The organism is Kosakonia sp. (assembly GCF_032052965.1).
Lineage (GTDB): Bacteria > Pseudomonadota > Gammaproteobacteria > Enterobacterales > Enterobacteriaceae > Kosakonia.
Window position 1 is genome coordinate 111,795 of the sequence record NZ_DAMBVN010000006.1, and the last position, 18,878, is coordinate 130,672.

An 18,878-nucleotide genomic window follows, 5' to 3' on the forward strand; every position below is an offset into this window, starting at 1 on the left:
CTGATCTAATAAATTGACCTGACAGATTTTTCTGCAAAGAAAATAATAAGCGTGCTTTCTTTCTATCTTCAGTAGCCAGGGTTAATCACGAATTTTTTGCGTTCTGGTGCATTTTGTATCAGGCATTTTTTATGCCTGAGCAGTTTGCCTGTGGGTGAAGAACCAATGCTCCTGCCGTCGTATAAAAAATAAAACTGTTAAACAGTTAATCATACTCTGGAGTAAAAATGATGACTCGCGCCTTTCCTGTCAAACCGCTGATGCTGGCGGTTTCCGCCGCCCTCGCGTCTATGTGTGCCGCTAACGCTTTTGCGACCAGCGGTTCTGTTACTGTCACCGGTACGGTGAGCGATTACACGGTAACTTCGTCGGAAAACTATGACGCCTTTGTGATCAGCAATACCGGTATCATCAATGGCAGCAGTACCGGTCTGAATACTTCGGGTACGCTAGGTACCTTGCAAAACAATAATACCATCACCGCGGGGTACTATGGCGTTCAGAACCAGGGCTCGATAACGATCCTCGACAATATCGGCACCATTAATAGTGACCGTGCGTATGGCATTCTTAATAATGGCACTATCGGCGTAATTAATAATACTGGTTTAATTCATGCCGGTTGGGGTTATTCGCTGGTGAACCAACAAGGCACCATCGGGGCGATAAACAACAGCGGTGTTATCAGTGCCGGAACCATTAACGGCTCGGCGATTATTAATAACGCGACCATGGGGCTGCTGACCAACTCCGGTACGGTGATTGGCAATATTGTTTCCTCTTCAGGTATGTCGATTGCCGGGGGGACTGGCGGGACGATCGGTACGCTGACCGGTTACACGCCTGGCACCACCCTGGCTACCGGGTTGATTAACATCTCCAGCGGCGATCTGAATTTTGTCTCCGGAGACTTGCTGCTCAACGACAACGTGACTTTAGCCTCCGGCACCCTCTACAACAGCGGTGCCGGGCTGTATGTGTCTAACCCCATTACCCTTTCCGGTAATTATGATCAGGCCGCCGCAGCTGCACTGAACATCAATGTGGCCAGCAGCGCGTTAACCACCGGCGATCTTACGTCTGATGCGGGCTATGGGCGCTTAAAAGTCAATGGTGCGGCTAATATCGCCTCGGGATCCTCGGTGAATCTGGTCAGCCAGGGCTATGCTTTCGCCAATGGACAGCGTTATGTGGTGGTTGATGCCACCGACGCGCTGAACACCAATTACAACGCGTCGGCCCTGAATTATTCCGCGACGTCATGGAACGGTGGGATCACCGGCACCAGCCAGACCGATACCACCACCGGCGATAAACTGCTGGTGCTGCAACTGGCACCCGCTGTCGTCAGTACACCGGGCGGCAATGGCACCACCACGCGCAACATCTTCGCCACCCTGCCGAATGCGAACACTGCGCTGTTTGGTTTGCAGAATTACACCGGCGTGTCGGATGCGCGCCTGCTGAATCTCTATAATGCCTCGCTGGCGATTGGCTCCACGGCTGAAGCGAACAAAGCGGGCGAGCAGCTCTCGCCAACGCAGAATATCAGCGCCGGGGCAGCCGCCAGCTCCACCACCTTCGATATGTTGAATGTGATCGGCTCACGCATTACCTCGTTGCAGGTTGCGCGAGCGGGCGGGCAGAGCGGCCTCGCAACGGGCGACAATGCGCTGGATACAGCCGCATGGGGCCAGGTATTCAGCGGCTGGGCCAATCAGGGCACGACGTCTGAGATGTCCGGCTACCGCGCCGACTATACCGGTGTGGTGCTGGGTGCGGATCAGGCGATCACCGATGCATGGCGTCTGGGGGCGGCACTCAGCTACACCTCAACCAATGTGAAGGGCAAAAGCAACCTCAACGGCTCCAACTCCTATGTCAACTCATGGGGGCTGACCGCCTATGCCAACTACATTGCCGAGCGCTGGTACACCAGCCTGTATGCCACCGCTGTGACGCAGCAGTTCAACACGCAGCGTAAGATCGACTTTACCGGTTACACCGGGACAGCTAACGGTAAGTTTGATGGTCAGCAATATGCGCTGAAAGCGGAAGTGGGTTATCCGCTGGCGTTGACAGAGAGTGTCTCCCTGACGCCGCTGGCTAACCTGAGCTACAGCTTTATGCATCAGGAAGGCTACAAAGAGACGAACGGTAACGGTGCCGCGCTGGCCATTGACGCTGCTCACAGCGATGCGATCAAATCTGGTCTGGGGGCAAAACTGGATACCGTGGCCGCAACGCCGTGGGGCGATGTTTCGCCATATGTTCAAGTGCTGTGGTATCACCAGTACGATAACAAGCCAATGAACGTCTCGGCGAGCTACGCGGCAGCGGTAGATGAAACCCGCTTTACCAGCCAGGGCAGTACCCCGGAAAAAGACAGCGTGGATGCCAGCATTGGCGCGACGTTGATCCACTCCGATACCACCAGCGTCACAGCGTACTACGACATCACAGCGGCTCAGGATTACACTAACCAGTCAGTGAGCCTGCGCTTTAAGAAACTGTTTTGAGTCATCAAAAAAGGCGCACCACCGTGCGCCCTTTATGCAAAAAAGCCGCTACCTTTGGGTTGCGGCTTTTTTGTTGCCTGCCTGCGGCTCAGCCCGGCTGGCGCTTTTCCAGCCGCCGGTAAAGTGTGCTGCGCGAAATCCCCAGTTTTTTAGCCGCCAGACTCATATTCCCCTCTGCTTCAGCAATGGCGCTTTGTTCATCCATTGCCGGCGCCGACACCTGCGCTTGCCGGGTAAGGGTGATTTCGCCAGGCAAATCCGCCAGCGTGATACAGTCGCCATCTTCTGCCAGCGCCATAAGCACACGTAACTGGCTTAACAACTGGCGCACATTGCCCGGCCAGGGGCGGTTCGCCAGCGTCTGGACCACCTCATCGCTCAGCGAAAGGTTGCGCTGTGCCGCCCCCATTTCGCGCCACAGTTGATGAATAAAATTCGCCACCTGCGGCCATTCGCGCAGTGGCGGAATGCGCAAATGATACTCCTGAATGCGGTACAGCAAATCTTCCCGAAAGGCGCCAGAGGCGACCCGCGCATGCAGATCCTGGTGCGTGGCGCAGATGAGGGCAAAATTGACGGGCCAGCTGCTGTTGGCACCAAGCGGCGTGACACTTTTCTCCTGCAATACCCGCAGCAAACGGGTTTGCAATGCCAGCGGCATATCGCCAATTTCATCAAGAAACAGCACACCACCGTCGGCTTCACGGCATTTGCCGATATACCCTTTCTGACTGGCGCCGGTAAAGGCGCCAGCAACATAACCAAACAGTTCAGATTCAATTAATTGTTCCGGCAGTGCGGCACAGTTAATGGCGACAAAATTGCCATTTCGCCACTGGCTGCGGGCGTACAGCTCCCGTGCAAGATGCTCTTTCCCACTGCCGGTTTCACCGGTTACGCACAGCGCAATCCCGGCATTTACAATGCGCAACGCTTTCTCTTTTTCCGCCGACAGCGCGTCTTGTGGATGCGGCATGCCGCGCCCGCTGTAGCGTCTTTCTGGCACTGTCCGCCGGGCGTAATAGCGGCGGTTATCATCACCGATCTGCAGCGTGTTGCTGGTGCGCAGGTCAATGCCGGGAAACAGCGCGGCAAGTGTCATGGCACCAAAGTGACCGCAGGTGAGCGAAAAGGCATCCATCGCCAGTTTATTGGCGCCGAGCAGTGTGTTGTCTTCAAAAATCAGCAGCAGTTCCTGAGCGCTGCCGAGCACCGCCGGATCATGATGCAGGCTCAGCAGCCAGCGATCGGCACCGAGTGCACTGCGGGCCCAGGCATGCTCAATCTCACACACTGCCCGGCGGATCACTGCGGCTGCATCGCGGCGGGGTGCCTGCGCCGGGGTCGACATGTCGAGCACACCAGCGATTTGCCCGTCCGGCCGGAACACGGGCGAAGCGGAACAGAACAGCCCGGCATTCCGACTCAGATAGTGTTCGCCGCCGGAAACTTCACAGTGGCGCTGCAGCGCCAGCGCCGTGCCGATAGCGTTAGTGCCGCGTGCATGCTCCCCCCAAAGATTGCCGGGCGACAGCGCGAAACGCTGCGCTTTGTGCATGAAATCACTGTTACCGTGCGTCTCGAGAACCAGTCCGTTGGCGTCCGACATCACCATAATCGACGGATGTCGGGCCAGCTCCGTCCCGAGGCGCGTCAACAGCGGCGCAACCAGATGGCCGACCCAGCCATTCTCCGCCCGCGCATCTTTCAACAGTGAGGTGGCTACCCACGGTTGAGCGTCATCGTCGCGCGTCAGGCCATAGTTGAGGCTGCGTTGCCAGGAGTCTTCAAGTTGACAGGGCAACCCGGTGTGGGGCTGAGCAGGGGCTAAAGACGGTGCACGTTGCGGCATGTCACTCTCCGGCATGGGTGTGTTGCATTTATGTAGCACAATGGTGTCCCACATGTAGCGACATGCGACACATTTCCCATACCGCGTTCGCCGGATTGTGCGACATGGCTGGGCATGCATCTTTTTTACGTTGATTAACTGACTGATCGCTAAGTGTTAATGCTGAATTGTTGCCGGAGTGTTAGAACCTGGCATAAGAACTGCTTATATCCCGTTGTCCGCATCTGAGCGAGACGCCTCACCTGTACCGCATAATAACAGAGGAACATCTTATGAAATACGCTCATCCAGGCCTTGATGGCGCTAAAGTCTCTTTCAAACAGCGTTATGGCAACTTTATTGGTGGTGAATTTGTCGATCCGGTAGAAGGGCGCTGGTTTACCAATACCTCGCCGGTGACCGGGCAGGTGATTGCTGAGTTCCCGCGTTCAGATGCGGCGGATATCGAAAAGGCTCTCGATGCAGCGCATGCTGCCGCCGACGCCTGGGGAAAAACAAGTGTGCAGGATCGCGCCAATGTGCTGCTGGCCATTGCCGACCGCATTGAAGCCAACCTGGAAATGTTGGCGTTAACCGAAACATGGGACAACGGTAAACCGATCCGCGAAACCCTGGGGGCCGATCTGCCGCTGGCGGTGGATCACTTCCGCTACTTCGCGGGATGCATTCGTGCGCAGGAGGGGACGGCGGCTGAGATCGACAGCAATACCGTTGCTTACCATATCTATGAACCGCTGGGCGTGGTCGGGCAGATTATTCCGTGGAACTTCCCGTTACTGATGGCGGCGTGGAAGCTCGCACCGGCGCTGGCAGCGGGTAACTGCGTCGTGCTGAAACCCGCAGAGCAGACCCCGCTTGGCATCTGTGTGCTGATGGAGCTGATTGGCGACCTGTTGCCAAAAGGCGTACTCAACGTGGTTCATGGCTTTGGGACCGAAGCGGGTGAGCCACTGGCGCGCAGCAAACGTATTGAAAAAATTGCTTTTACCGGTTCAACGCCAATCGGGCGGCACATTCTGTCGTGCGCAGCGGAGAATATCATCCCCAGCACGGTCGAGTTGGGGGGGAAATCGCCCAACATCTACTTCGAAGATGTGATGAATGGCGACGAGGGGTATATCGATAAAGCGGTAGAAGGCGTGGTGCTGGGCTTCTTCAACCAGGGTGAAGTCTGTACCTGTCCGTCACGCGTACTGGTGCAGGAGTCTATTTATCCGCAGTTTGTCGAGAAAGTCATTGCGCGGATGGCCAATATCCGCAAAGGCGATCCCTTTGATACCGACACGATGATTGGTGCCCAGGCCTCGCAGGAGCAGTACGACAAGATCCTCTCCTATATTGCTATCGCTCGCGATGAAGGCGGGGAAATCATTACCGGCGGATCGCATGTGGAACATGGCGATGGGCTGCAAAATGGTTTTTATATCCAGCCGACGCTGATCAAAGGCCATAACGGTATGCGCTGTTTCCAGGAAGAGATTTTTGGGCCAGTGCTGGGCATTACCACCTTTAAAGACGAAGCCGAAGCGCTGCGCATTGCTAACGATACCGAGTTTGGTCTGGGGGCCGGGTTGTGGACGCTGGACATTAACCGCGCCTGGCGGATGGGGCGCGCGATCAAAGCCGGGCGCGTCTGGACTAACTGTTACCACCTCTATCCGGCACATGCCGCGTTCGGTGGCTACAAAAACTCTGGCGTTGGCCGTGAAACGCACAAACTGGCACTGAGTCACTATCAGCAGATCAAAAACTTACTGGTGAGCTACAGCGGCGCACCGTTGGGTCTGTACTAATAAACCACAGTGGATGAGGTGAAGAAATGCAACTGAAAACCATGAAAGCGGCAGTGGTGAAAGCCTTCGGCGAACCCCTGGTCATTGAAGAAGTGATGGTGCCTGGCGTTGAGCCAGGCAAAATCCTCGTCAAAATCGAAGCCACCGGCGTCTGCCATACCGACTTGCATGCAGCAGAAGGCGACTGGCCGATCAAACCCAACCCGCCCTTTATTCCTGGCCATGAAGGTGTGGGCGTGGTGGTAGCGGTCGGGCAAGGGGTGACGCATGTCAAAGAGGGCGATCGCGTCGGGGTGCCATGGCTTTACTCTGCCTGCGGTCACTGCGAGCACTGCCTGGACGGGTGGGAAACACTCTGTCACGGTCAGCAAAACGCCGGCTACTCTGTGAACGGCACCTTCGCGCAATACTGCCTGGCGGACGCCAATTATGTGGGCATCCTGCCGGATAATGTCGACTTTCACAGCATTGCGCCGATCCTTTGTGCCGGGGTCACGGTCTACAAAGGGCTGAAGATGACCGAAGCCCGCGCCGGAGAATGGGTGGTGATTTCCGGCATTGGTGGACTGGGGCATCTGGCGATCCAGTACGCGGTGGCGATGGGTATGAACGTCGCCGCAGTCGATATCGACGACAGCAAGCTGGAGTTTGCCCGCAAGCTGGGAGCATCGGTGGTGGTTAATGCGCGTAATGAAGATCCCGGCACCCGCTTTCATGCAGAGTTTGGCGGTGCGCACGGCGTGCTGGTGACGGCGGTATCACCGAAGGCATTTGAACAGGCCACTACCATGATGCGTCGTGGTGGCACCATGGTGCTGAACGGGCTGCCACCGGGGAAATTCGACCTCTCAATCTTTGATATGGTTCTGGACGGCATTACCGTGCGCGGCTCGATTGTCGGCACGCGCAAGGATTTGCAGGAAGCGCTGGATTTTGCCGGGCGTAATAAAGTGCATGCAGAGATCGCCGTCGAACCGCTGGAGAATATCAACAGCATCTTTGACCGGATGCGTGCCGGGCAGATCACCGGCAGGATCGTGGTCGACATGTCGAAATAACCGCAACACGGGGCAGCGATGCCCCGTGAAGTGTGTTAACGCAGGGAATCCGCAAAATCCGCCAGCTGCTGGTTAAAACGGGCTGGCTCTTCAAGAAACGGGGCGTGCCCCGAATTGGCAAACCACACCGCGCTGATACGAGGATTTACGTTTCTGGCCCGCGCCAGCGAAGCCTGCGGATTAACCAGCTGGTCATGCTTGCCGTAGATAAACTGCACCGGAATTGTTGCTTTTCCTAACCCGTTCTCAAGCGCTACCTGCATTAACGGCACGGCACGCTGCATCTCCCATGAGGCCATAGCGGCGCTGGCTTGCAGGCGGGCAAATGTCACCGCGTCGGGCTGCTGGTAAAAGCAGAGTCGCAGAAAGTCGCGCTCGCCATCAAGATGGGTCGCTAAGTCTGCCGAGGTCATCGCTGCATACACCTGTGCATGCGCCGGGATTTGCGCTGGCGTTAACTCCACCACGGCATCGACATACAGCGCCCCGGACAGGGACTTATCGCCAAAGCGTGCCAGATAGTGGCTGATCACTGCGCCGCCGAGCGACCAGCCCACCAGCAAAGGCTTTTTGGCATGGCTTGCGGTTATCACGGCAGCCACATCCTCCGCCCAGCGCCTTCCCTGGCGATACGCCTCCGTTTGTGTGGGTTTTGCCGACAGCCCATGGCCGCGTAAATCAAAACTGATTAACCGAAAGCGTTGTAAGGCAGGATCCTGGCGCTGTTTTTCCCAGTTCAGGTGGCTGCCTAATAAACCATGAATAAAGATAATCGGCTGGCCCTGTGGCGCACCGGACTCCTGTACGGCCAGGACCACACCGTCCGCTGAGGTCACGGTATACTTCCTGTCGCTGGCAAACAGCGTGGCGGAAAAGCATAACAACAACATGGCAAAACAACGGGCAGGGGATAACCGCATAAAATGTTCCTCCGGATGAATGTACGCCGCTATCCTCAACCCTGACACTGGTGTCAGAGTCAAGCTTTTTACCGGGAGGAAGAAAATGTTATCGATTGGCGAGGTCGCCCGACAGACGGGCATTAGCGTGCGTTCAATCCGCCATTATGATCGCCAGGGGCTGCTATGCAGCACACGCGCCTGCAACGGGTATCGCTACTTTCCACCGCAGGTGATAGGCCAGGTGCGGCAAATTCAACAGTTAATCGCAACCGGTTTCAGCCTTGCTGAAATAGCTGCGTTTCCGGCCTGCATGCGCAATGAAGAAGGGACCGCGTGGTGCCCGCAAACCCGCGCGTTGCAACGTCAACGGCTGGCGACGATTGAGGCGCAAATCGCCACCCTCGAACGCCGTCGCGCACAGCTTCTTGCCGCCCTTGCGGGCACTGAGTAAAAAACGACGCCCGGAGGCGTCGTCGCGTTGCGATGGGCGAGAGGTGTTACAGGCCGCGTCTGGCAATCACATTCGCCAGTTCGACCAGACGGTTGGAGAAACCCCACTCGTTATCGTACCAGGCGAGGATTTTTACCAGATTGCCGCCAATCACCAGTGTCGACAGACCATCGATAATGGACGAGCGCGGATCGCCCTGATAATCGCTGGATACCAGCGGCTCGTCGCTATACCCCAGAATCCCTTTTAATGGGCCAGCTTCTGCCGCTTCGCGGAACGCGGCATTCACTTCATCGACGGTGACATCGCGTTTTAACGTGACGGTGAGGTCAACAATGGACACCACCGGTACCGGTACGCGTAAGGAATAACCGGTGAGACGCCCGTCCAGTTCCGGGATCACTTTGCCGAGCGCTTTAGCCGCGCCGCTGGAATAAGGCACGATAGAGAGCGCCGCGGCACGTGCGCCACGCAGATCTTTTTCCGGCTGGTCGTGCAACGCCTGGCTGTTGGTGTAGGCGTGCGTGGTATTCATTAGCCCGTGTTCAATGCCAAAACGTTGGTGTAACACCTGTGCTGCAGGGGCCAGCCCGTTCGTGGTGCAGCTGCCGTTACTGACGACAAAGTGACGCTGCGGATCGTATTGCTGGTCGTTTACGCCCAGCACGATGGTCAAATCGTCATTTTTACCCGGCGCAGAAATAATGACGCGTTTCGCTCCGCCATGGGTGATGTGCACCGCGGCTTTTTCACGATCGGTAAAGAAGCCGGTCGCTTCAATCACGATCTCTACACCGACGTCGCGCCAGGGAATATTCGCCGGGTCACGCTCGCTAAACACACGCACCGGTTTGCCATCCACCAGAAGCTGACCTTCACCGGCTTCAACCGGCACCGGTAGCGTCCCTAACAGGGAATCGTGTTTGAGCAGGTGAGCAAGGGTTTTACTGTCTGTCAGGTCATTAATTGCCACGATCTGTACGTCGGCATTACCTAATGCTGCACGCAATACGTTACGTCCGATCCTGCCAAAACCATTTATTCCAACCTTCACCATGATTGACTCCTTCTTATGCGGTAACTGCATTCACTGTAGGCCGGAGGGGAAATGGCGTAAATGACAAAAAAGGATCACTTTAGGCCATATTGCGACAGTGGAAGCGCTGACGATATTCGCCGGGTGTCAGATGCAACTGGCGTTCAAAGGTGCGGCGTAAATTGATGCTGCTACCAAAGCCGGTGGCGGTGGCGATCCGTTCCAGTGTCTCGCGGGTCTGCTCAAGACGATGGCGGGCGGCAGCAAGGCGGGCTTCGGCGACATACCTTGCCGGAGAAACGCCGCATTCACGGGTAAAAACGCGGGTAAAGTTGCGCGGGCTCATTGCCACACGTTCCGCCAGTTTTTCCACGGACAACTCTGCCGCCAGGTTTGCCAGGATCCAGCTTTGCAGCTCGCTGATGGGACCCTCGTTTTCAGCCTGTTGCAACTGGTAGCGGCTGAACTGCAGCTGTCCGCCGGGGCGGCGCAGGTACATTACCAGGTCCTGCGCAACATCGCGGGCAAGGGTAAAACCGTAATCCTCTTCCACCAGCGCCAGCGTCAGATCGAACCCCGAACTGACGCCGCCCGAGGTCCAGACTGGCCCATCCTGTATATAGAGCGGGCCACCTTCAACCTTCACCTGTGGAAATGCGCGTTGCAGGGTTTCCAGCAGCCGCCAGTGGCTGGTTGCCCGGCGGCCATTAAGCAGGCCGCTTTCCGCCAGCAGCATTGCGCCGCCGCAGATGGACGTCACCCGTCGGGCATGCGGCGCGGCAAGCTTCAGCCAGTCCACCACGGCGGTGCCTTCCTCTGCATCAATACCGCGCCCGGTAATCATGATGGTGTCGCGTGGCTCCCGCGGATCCAGATCGGGCAAACGATAGTCAGCCAGTAAATTTAAGCCGGACTGACCATGGATAACCTGGTGCGGTTGAGTGGTGGCGATGCTGATTTTATAGCGCGGCGCGGCACCCGCTTCAGTGTGCAGGCGGTTGGCCTGCATCAGGATGTCGGCAATACCGGCGGCTTCAAACAACATGCCGCCATCAGGAACGATAATCAGGAATGTTTTCATGGCCTGAAAAGTACGCTGATCACACAATAAGTCAACAGCGAGAGGTAATGTTTCGACAAAGACATACGTGACAACGTCACGTAAGAAAGCCTGCGCAGCACAATGAACAGTCACGCGTTGCCAGCCCCATTGCAGGCAAGGTAAAGGTTGCGTCCGTCCTGGCCAGCAACAGCACTTGCCAGAGGAGACCGGGAGTGTGATAGATTTGCTCTGCTTTTTGAAAGAAGGGCCATCGTGAGGCCTTTGTCAGTCAGGACAGATCGGCGGCGGAAACAAGTTTGCCGTTGGCGTTGAGGCTCAGCTCATTCTGAAACGCCGTTTTTTTAGCAGCAGGCATGCTCGTTAGTCGCTACTCTATAGAAAGGATATCCATTTCATGTCAGCAGCGTACCGCGTGAGGAATGATCCATGGCTATAGCAAAAGCGTACAATTTAAAACAGGCTTATCAAATGATTAGCTCAGGAAAGCACAAAGAAGTTGAGCTGGCTTTTGATGTTGATGCCGATGCATTTTTTATGTTGTCGACGAATTACGGTATGACCGGGGCAAAAATTGCCCGCCACGACAATCATTTTGTCCTGCGGCTTGAGCAGGAAGCCTCTTCCGCTTCAGGCTAAAAGCAGGGCACCGCTGTGATTGCAGGCGGCACGATAAGAACATGGCCGCCTGACCTCTTTTTTGGCAATCCGTGCGCATGTCATCAGCTTTAAATAATTTTCCCTTTAAATAACCGCGAGCCCTGTCACGGACTCTGCTTCACCCGGCTGACGGCTTCCTGTGTTGTTACCCTTATTTTGGCGGCAGGATCTGCCGTCGTACCTGACTCGTTATCTGTCACTCGCTTCCCGGCACGCGCCGGGATTTTTTTCGCATGATGGCGCAGCGATAATCGCTTTAATGTGCCCTGACGAAAATTTCTGTTAATTAATACTGTAATCAAAGAGAGCCGTAAAAAAAGGAGAAAAATTAAAAAATGTCACCTAAGGTAGCCCATTAACAGGTTTGCGCAGGCAAACCGCTACCGAATATCTGACGTTGATGAGTAACAGGGGAGTGACAATGGTACTACCGCCTTATTCTTCATCTGTGCGCTGGCACGACTTTCGTATTGATACGCCAACATTTGAACTAACCCCGGTCGAAAAACCTGATATGTCGCCCTTTCTTTTTCATATGACCGGACGCAAAGCTATCGAATCTATTTTGTCACCAGAGGATAATTTTCTTTATTGTGAGGGATTTTTACGCGCTTCCATTCCCGAAGCGCAAAGTGAAGATCGTCATTATCAGGCTAAGGTGGTGTGTTTCTCAGAATCGCCTACGTTTGCGCTGGATTTTTTCCGTTATCGTAGTTACAGGCGCTGGAGCAGCGATCAGTTATATGGGATTGGTTTCGATAAAAGTGCTTTAGCGAAGTTAGGTGCCCGACCTTGTATCTATGCTGATGAAAAGCTCAAAAAAGACATCCTGTTTATCAAGCAGAAACTGGACAAGGCAGACATTACTGACGACGAGTTAGCGCAAAGGCTCACGTCGCTGGTGAGTGGCACTTATCCATTAATGATGCCGTTGCTTGAAGATACGGCGAAACAGGGGTTTATGTGGGAACGAGAATGGCGGTATGCAAACGAAGAGATGGGGGGGCTTGTTTTCCCCTATAGCGCTATCCGGGTTATCTGTTGCCCGGAAGATGAGGTTATTAACATCAAACGTATTCTGGGGCAAAGTGCTGAGACAATCGCTTTTATTCATTCCTGGCGCGAATATGATGAAGTGACGACTTATCTCCGGAACCGTAAAAAAGAGATGCATATTCCGCAATCGTGGCATCACAGTAATGAAAAAGAGTTTCTGGAATCCCTTGTCGAACAGTTAAATAACCATGAAAAGGTATTAAATAAAATCAGCGCATTTAAAGGATTTATTGACACCATTGAAAGCAAAGAGTCGGCCACAAATGCAGCCTTGCAGGAATTACAAGAGTCAATCCAGACGATGCAAGCGCAGGTCGATAAATTGAGAGAAAGACTGAAATAACGGCAATCGCCGAAGATAAGAAAAAAAGCCCGGCAAAGGTTATTTTTTCTGCCGGGCCATCAAATTACAGCAGGTCGAAGCGGTCCAGATTCATCACTTTCGTCCAGGCTGCAACAAAGTCGTTAACGAATTTCTGACCGCCATCGTCGCTGGCATAGACTTCTGCCAATGCACGCAGGATAGAGTTGGAGCCAAACACCAGATCGTTACGTGTGGCGGTATATTTCACTGCGCCACTCTTACGATCGCGGCCTTCAAACAGCTCTGCTTTTTCATCAGCCGCACGCCAGGCGGTGCGCATATCCAGCAGATTAACGAAGAAATCGGTGCTCAATACGCCGGGTTTATCTGTAAAGACGCCGTGCTGGCTGCCATCATAGTTTGCCCCCAGCACCCGCAACCCACCGACCAGCGCCGTCATTTCTGGCGCGGTGAGCGTCAGTTGCTGCGCTTTATCAATCAGCAGTGTTTCGGTGGTAATACCGTCCCACACCCGACGGTAATTACGGAAGCCATCGGCTTGCGGCTCCATCAGACTGAACGACTCCATATCAGTCTGGTCCTGGCGTGCATCGACGCGACCCGGTGTGAACGGTACCGTGACCTGAATCCCGGCAGCAGCAGCGGCTTTCTCGATACCGACAACCCCGGCCAGTACAATGATATCCGCCAGCGACGCTTTGCCTGAAGTTTGCTGAATGCTCTGCAACGCCGGCAGCGCTTTGGCGGCAATAGCGTTCACCGGCCAGTCTTTCTGCGGTGCCAGCGCCAGCCGCGCGCCATTGGCGCCGCCACGTTTGTCACCACCACGGAAGGTCGAAGCAGAAGCCCAGGCAACAGACACCAGTTCACTGACCGACAGACCGGATTCGGCAATGGCGGCTTTCAGGCTGGCGATGTCTGCCCCGTTCGGCTGATGGACTGCCGCTGGCAGCGGATCCTGCCAAATCAGATCTTCTTTCGGCACTTCCGGCCCAATGTAGCGCGCTTTTGGCCCCATATCGCGGTGGGTCAGCTTGAACCATGCGCGGGCAAACGCCTCATTAAAGGCTTGTGGATCGTTCAGGAAACGGCGGGAAATCTTCTCGAAATCCGGGTCGAAACGCAGCGTCAGGTCGGTCACCAGCATGGTGGGTTTGCGTTTCTTCGATGGGTCGAAAGGATCGGGAATGATCTCTGGCGCATCTTCGGCGACAAACTGGATCGCGCCAGCCGGGCTGCGGGTTTGCACCCATTCATATTTGAACAGGTTTTCGAAGAAGTAGTTGCTCCACTGCGTTGGGGTTTGCGTCCAGACTACTTCCAGACCGGAGGTAATGGCATCTGCCCCCACGCCGCTACCGTAGTCGCTTGACCAGCCAAGTCCCTGCGCCTCCAGCGGGGCGGCTTCCGGTTCAGGGCCGACGTGGCTTGCCGGGGCGGCACCGTGCGTTTTACCCAGCGTATGGCCGCCTGCGATCAGCGCGACAATCTCTTCGTCATTCATCCCCATGTTGCCAAAGGTTGCGCGGATGGCATCCCCGGCTGAGGTAGGTTCGCCGCTGGCATTCGGGCCTTCCGGGTTGACATAAATCAGCCCCATTTCCGTTGCGCCAATCGCCGCCTGAGCGAGACTTTCCGGGTGGCGGTGCGCCAGCCACTCTTTTTCGTTACCCCAGTCGATGTCCAGATCCGGCTCCCAGACATCTTCACGGCCTGCGCCGAAACCAAAGGTACGGAATCCGGCATTTTCCAGCGCGACGTTACCGGCCAGAATGAACAGATCGCCCCACGAGATTTTTTGACCGTATTTCTGTTTAACCGGCCACAACAGGCGGCGGGCTTTATCCAGACTGACGTTGTCCGGCCAGGAGTTAAGCGGTGCAAAACGTTGCTGACCACGCCCGGAACCACCGCGGCCGTCTACCGTACGGTAGGTCCCGGCACTGTGCCAGGCCATGCGGATAAACAACCCGATATAGCTGCCCCAGTCCGCCGGCCACCACTCTTGTGAATCGGTTAACAGGGCGCGAATGTCGGCTTTCAGCGCCGGGTAGTCCAATTTTTTGAACTCTTCGCGATAGTTGAATTTGTCACCGAGGGGATTAGAACGGTTGGAATGTTGGTTCAGCAAGTCCACGCGCAGTTGATTGGGCCACCAGTCCTGATTGGCGGTCACACGTTTAATGTTCTGCTTGTTTTGGTCATGAAAAGGGCATTTCTCTGCGGAGGCAGAGTGGGTTTTATCGTCTGACATGCTCATATCGGGCTCCATTTGCTGTATGTAGGCTCTACGATATACACCGCGACCTGTTAAAGGTATTTGAATGAATCTACAGATTTGATAGTTAATACCTTTCTACCGAAGCGCAATTTTCCCGGCAGAAAGGCGTATTTCAGACTACGCCTTTTTAAACATTAGCTATTCCTGCACGCTTGCCAGGGTTTTTTTCCTCTCTTTTCGCCGTTTTGTTGACGCTGGTATTGAAAATCTCGCTGCCGTAGACTCAGGCCGACATTCACAGGGAGATGACGATGGCAAAACGCACATTTGACTGGCGGGGACTTGAAGCCGCCGCGATAAACAGCATGGTTAACGCGGTACGCCAGGTTCATCAGCAGTATCCGGATGAGCAGATATACGCGGCCATGTTTCATGCCTTTTACGGTGATGGCGAGCAGATGAGCTGGCCTTGTATTGCCACGGGCACGGAAGAGAGCCTGGCGCAGCGCGTGGCGTACTATCAGCGCGAACTCGGCTACACCACGCCCGCAGAAGCGTTGAGTGAAGAGCTGCGCTGGTCCGGCGCGGATCTGCCACACTGCCAGGAGATCGATGAAGAGGGCGAGCGCTGGGCCGATGCCTGCCAGGCCTTCGCGGCGCAGGACGGCACATTTTCCGGCTGGGAAAACGTCTATAACCGCTTTTTGCACATATTCCCCAAAGCGGCCAAAAAAGCGCGTAAGCAATTGCTGGACGAGGGCATTGTCAGCAAGGCGTTTATTGCCATCGCCGCCGACGAGGCTGAAGAGCTTGTCCCGTTAAGCCTGACGAAAACGCAAATCGCGCGCCATTTTCCGCGCTTTGATGCCGAAGCCGTGGAAAGACAACGCATTGCCGGGTTGCCGGTTGACCAGCAGCTGGCGGAGCTGGTGCCGCAGGTGGTTGGCTCGGCGCCACGGGGCATACTGTATGGCGATTATGAAGCGTTGCTTAAACCCCTGGGCAAGGCAGCGGTTACGCCACTTTGTGCGGTGATCCGTGGAGAGCAGCCGGGTGATAAGTGGAAAGCGAGCATGTTGCTGGCGGAGATCAACGTGTCGACAGACGAAGCCACTGCGGCGCTGTGCCTGTTGCTGGATGACCCGGCAGCGGACGAGAGCGACCGTCGCTGGGCAGCGGCGGCGCTGGCGCGTCTTGACCAGATGGCGTGCATTGCCGCGCGGGTTCCGGCATTGCCCCTGGATATTGCGGCGGGCGGGCTTGCCGGTCCGTATCGGGCATTTCGTGAAGATGGCCACTTCCGGCCGCTGGATTATCGCCCATTAGAACAGGTGCTGGAACAGTTTCCGCAGCTGGAACCGGCGCTGGCGCAAGAACTGGCACCGGGGCGCGGGTATTGCCGGATCACGGCCACGGAAGTTGCCGCGGCGCGTGCAGGGCTTGCATCCCGCTGGCGGGTGATCCGCGAGCATGCCGCTGCGGTGCTGGAGGCGTTTGAAGATAAACTCGGCTGATTTCGCGTGCATCGCGTTTGCCGTGGATGGGCTTTCATGCTAAAGCCCATCGGAGTCCATCAGCATCGCTATGCGCGCCCACCATAATCCGCACTTGTGTCTTTAAAATCATCAGGTTATAAAACGTTCTCACCACAACAAAGGATGCTGTGATGCCTGTTGCACCCTCGCTTTCTGTTGAACGCGCGCTGGCGCTGGTCAACCGCTGGTTTGATGAAGCCACCACCCGCCACGCGCCGGAGGGCGCTGATGATAATCCTCTGCGCGCAGCGGATTACGCCCTGATCCTGAACTGTGAAGCGCAGCGAGTGACGCTGGATAATGAGATCGGCCGTTTCAGAGACGACGACCAGGACGCCGAAGACTGGCTCGGAACGCTGACGCAGACGGAGGTCAACACCGTCTGGCTGCCCGCCATCACCGCGCTTATCCTGCTGCGTCTGCCGAAGGCCTTCAGTTACTACCGCTTCCGGGCGAAGGCGCGCTTCGCCACCGTCGATGGCCTGCTGGAAGCCACGCTGGTGAATGAGATACATCACGCCAAAATCGCGCAGCTTCGCCAGGCGATGGCGCGCTGGCAGAACGCGGTACTGGAGCAGGGGACTGCCGCCACCGATCCCACCTCGACCCTGTTTTATTGCAGCAACGCGCTGAATCCCGATCTCTACCCGCAACCGGATATCGCCATGTTGCTGCGCGGATGCGCGCTTATCGAACAACGCAACCGTGGCACACCGCAACAGGCGGAGCATCGCCACTGGATAGCGTTTCAGCTGAGCGAGTGGGTAGAAAAGCACTTTTTGCCGCACTATTTTACGGTTGAAAAATCTGGCTGGGGCGAGCGCACTTACCACCTGAAACCAGATGCGCCGACGCTTTGCGACAGCGACGACGGTACGCAGCCACTGGATCTGCTGCTCTATGTGGCCGTATTGATCCTGCGCTTTGAACCCAGTTACAGCAAACCGACCGGTTTACAGTATCTGGCGCTGGCGCAGCAATTGGGCAGCAAGAAAGCCGGGCGCTACCTGCGTGAAGGCAGCGGTGCGCTGGCCGAAACGGTGCTGCAGCGCCCGGAGGTCGTGTGCAGTGCGAACGATGTGCTGGCACACGTCACCATTGAAATCCGCGAGGAAAAGGCCGCCGCCTGGCAACATGCACTGGCGTTTATTGTGCGTCTGCTGGAGCAGGGCTTCCCGCGTAATTACAAAATCAAACTCAAGTCGACAGCGAAAAACTACCTGCCGCTAAAAGGGCTGGCGCGGTCCGACACGCACCGTTTTTTTGCCAGTGCGCTGCAATATCCGCCGTTGTTTGCGCAACTGGAGGCTTATGCCCGTAACGCCATGCAGCAATATGAGGTGTATGCCGATGCGGAAGCGGAAAAAAGCTGCATGCCGGGCACATACGCCACGTTTGGTCTGGCCCTGAGTTGCGAGCGTTATTTCCCGCTGCTGCGCGACTATATGTCGCTGGTGGATGAGGAACACCAGTCTGTCCAGGATGCATTCTGTAAGGTGTTTATTGAGCGCTACGCCCTTAACGAAAAGACGCTGCCCGTGCTGGTCGCCTGCCTGCGCTGCGCGACAATGTCGCTAAAATTAAAGCTGCCACAGTTAGAGGATGAGCAGATGTTACGCCTGCTGGTGGCGCAACTGTCGCCCCTACCGGGTTACACCGTTGAACATATTCTGTTTTTGCTGTGGGGCAAGCGGGAGAAGTTAAACAAACTGGCGGCGAAAGCCCGCGGTGAAAAACAGCAGCTGTACCGCGCATTGTGTGCAGCTGCCGACAAAGAAGAGGCAGCATGAGCTACATCGACAGTTACGATCATGAATGGATTGGCGAGTTAGGTTACCTGCCCATTTACCACCCGTTGCAGAACATTGAGGGGGAAGGGCGGGGCGCTTATGACTTCAGCGCCACGCCGGAGAACCTCGTTCTTGGTGGCGGTAGCGGCGAACATCCGGCCCTGGTCGTCCACCAGTTGCCTTCGCTGGCGGCGATTTTCCTCTACGACCAGTTAAGTGAGGAGGAAGAAGCCGCGCTGGGCGCGGAAGAAAAAGCGTTCGTAGAGGATCTCTGTTTTGCTGCGGAGCCGCTGGAGTTTTGCGGATGGCGTGTTGGCGATTTTGCCCGTTTGCAGGCGATGGCGGAAAGCCCGGCATTTATGCACCCGGTCACGGCGGAGGAAGAGGTCGAAAACTGGATCGAAAAATCCCTTGGCGAGCTGATCTGGTATGCATTGCCGGACCTTAACCCGCACCATCAGGCGTTACAGACTATTTTTCAGCACGTTCAAATCTATCCGTCAATGCGTAATGTCTCGACCGCGCCGCCGGGCTACCCACCCTGTGGCGGGCGTCTTATTGTGGAAGGAAAAGTCCGCTGGGGCCTCGGGCGCTGGGGCAACGTGTAGCAGACATCACCC

General features: G+C 55.9%; 14 protein-coding genes. 9 read left to right on the top strand and 5 right to left on the bottom strand.

Features of this window, described 5'->3' with window-relative positions; all coding sequences use genetic code 11:
* Positions 1–227: 227 nt before the first annotated feature.
* Positions 228–2,519 carry an autotransporter domain-containing protein gene (locus RTX30_RS09935; RefSeq protein WP_312689330.1) on the top strand — a complete coding sequence of 764 codons (2,292 nt, stop codon included), beginning with the start codon at positions 228–230 and terminating at the stop codon, positions 2,517–2,519.
* A gap of 88 nt (positions 2,520–2,607) precedes the next feature.
* Here the strand turns inward: RTX30_RS09935 and RTX30_RS09940 are convergent, their stop codons facing one another.
* Positions 2,608–4,371, bottom strand: a complete 1,764-nt coding sequence (locus RTX30_RS09940; RefSeq protein WP_312689332.1) for a sigma-54-dependent Fis family transcriptional regulator — start codon at positions 4,369–4,371, stop codon at positions 2,608–2,610.
* Between the two features lie 272 nt (positions 4,372–4,643).
* On the opposite strand from RTX30_RS09940, the gene RTX30_RS09945 reads away from it, so the two are divergent.
* The gene (locus tag RTX30_RS09945) at positions 4,644–6,164 is read left to right on the top strand and encodes an aldehyde dehydrogenase family protein (protein WP_312689333.1); all 1,521 of its coding nucleotides are present in this window, start codon (positions 4,644–4,646) and stop codon (positions 6,162–6,164) included.
* Positions 6,165–6,190: 26 nt separating this feature from the next.
* Positions 6,191–7,222 carry an alcohol dehydrogenase AdhP gene (gene adhP / locus RTX30_RS09950; RefSeq protein ID WP_312689334.1) on the top strand — a complete coding sequence of 344 codons (1,032 nt, stop codon included), beginning with the start codon at positions 6,191–6,193 and terminating at the stop codon, positions 7,220–7,222.
* A 35-nt stretch (positions 7,223–7,257) separates the two neighbouring features.
* On the opposite strand, the gene RTX30_RS09955 is transcribed toward adhP, so the two are convergent.
* Positions 7,258–8,142, bottom strand: coding sequence for an alpha/beta hydrolase (locus RTX30_RS09955; RefSeq protein ID WP_312689335.1), 885 nt, complete (start codon positions 8,140–8,142; stop codon positions 7,258–7,260).
* A gap of 85 nt (positions 8,143–8,227) precedes the next feature.
* Between RTX30_RS09955 and RTX30_RS09960 the strand changes: the two genes are divergently transcribed.
* A complete protein-coding gene (locus tag RTX30_RS09960; RefSeq protein WP_312689336.1) occupies positions 8,228–8,575 on the top strand; it encodes a MerR family transcriptional regulator in 348 nt (115 codons plus the stop codon).
* Positions 8,576–8,621: 46 nt separating this feature from the next.
* On the opposite strand, the gene gap is transcribed toward RTX30_RS09960, so the two are convergent.
* Complete coding sequence (gene gap, locus RTX30_RS09965; protein ID WP_312689338.1) at positions 8,622–9,632, bottom strand: type I glyceraldehyde-3-phosphate dehydrogenase; 1,011 nt, start codon at positions 9,630–9,632, stop codon at positions 8,622–8,624.
* Between the two features lie 79 nt (positions 9,633–9,711).
* Positions 9,712–10,692, bottom strand: coding sequence for a helix-turn-helix domain-containing protein (locus RTX30_RS09970; RefSeq protein WP_312689505.1), 981 nt, complete (start codon positions 10,690–10,692; stop codon positions 9,712–9,714).
* A gap of 408 nt (positions 10,693–11,100) precedes the next feature.
* On the opposite strand from RTX30_RS09970, the gene RTX30_RS09975 reads away from it, so the two are divergent.
* Both RTX30_RS09975 and RTX30_RS09980 read left to right on the top strand, forming a co-directional pair.
* Positions 11,101–11,310 (top strand): hypothetical protein, encoded by a 210-nt coding sequence (locus RTX30_RS09975; protein WP_312689340.1) that lies wholly within the window; start codon positions 11,101–11,103, stop codon positions 11,308–11,310.
* A 442-nt stretch (positions 11,311–11,752) separates the two neighbouring features.
* Positions 11,753–12,730 (top strand): hypothetical protein, encoded by a 978-nt coding sequence (locus tag RTX30_RS09980; protein ID WP_312689342.1) that lies wholly within the window; start codon positions 11,753–11,755, stop codon positions 12,728–12,730.
* 64 nt (positions 12,731–12,794) lie between these two features.
* Here the strand turns inward: RTX30_RS09980 and katG are convergent, their stop codons facing one another.
* Complete coding sequence (katG, locus tag RTX30_RS09985) at positions 12,795–14,972, bottom strand: catalase/peroxidase HPI (RefSeq protein WP_312689344.1); 2,178 nt, start codon at positions 14,970–14,972, stop codon at positions 12,795–12,797.
* 272 nt (positions 14,973–15,244) lie between these two features.
* On the opposite strand from katG, the gene RTX30_RS09990 reads away from it, so the two are divergent.
* The 3 genes from RTX30_RS09990 to RTX30_RS10000 all read left to right on the top strand — a co-directional run bounded on the left by RTX30_RS09990 (position 15,245) and on the right by RTX30_RS10000 (position 18,866).
* Positions 15,245–16,447 carry a DUF4303 domain-containing protein gene (locus RTX30_RS09990; RefSeq protein ID WP_312689346.1) on the top strand — a complete coding sequence of 401 codons (1,203 nt, stop codon included), beginning with the start codon at positions 15,245–15,247 and terminating at the stop codon, positions 16,445–16,447.
* Positions 16,448–16,599: 152 nt separating this feature from the next.
* Positions 16,600–18,258 carry a DUF6138 family protein gene (locus RTX30_RS09995; RefSeq protein ID WP_312689348.1) on the top strand — a complete coding sequence of 553 codons (1,659 nt, stop codon included), beginning with the start codon at positions 16,600–16,602 and terminating at the stop codon, positions 18,256–18,258.
* Positions 18,255–18,866: a hypothetical protein gene (locus RTX30_RS10000; RefSeq protein WP_312689349.1), complete on the top strand. Its 612-nt coding sequence runs from the start codon at positions 18,255–18,257 to the stop codon at positions 18,864–18,866. The genes RTX30_RS09995 and RTX30_RS10000 overlap by 4 nt, the downstream gene beginning before the upstream one ends.
* Positions 18,867–18,878 lie beyond the last annotated feature (12 nt).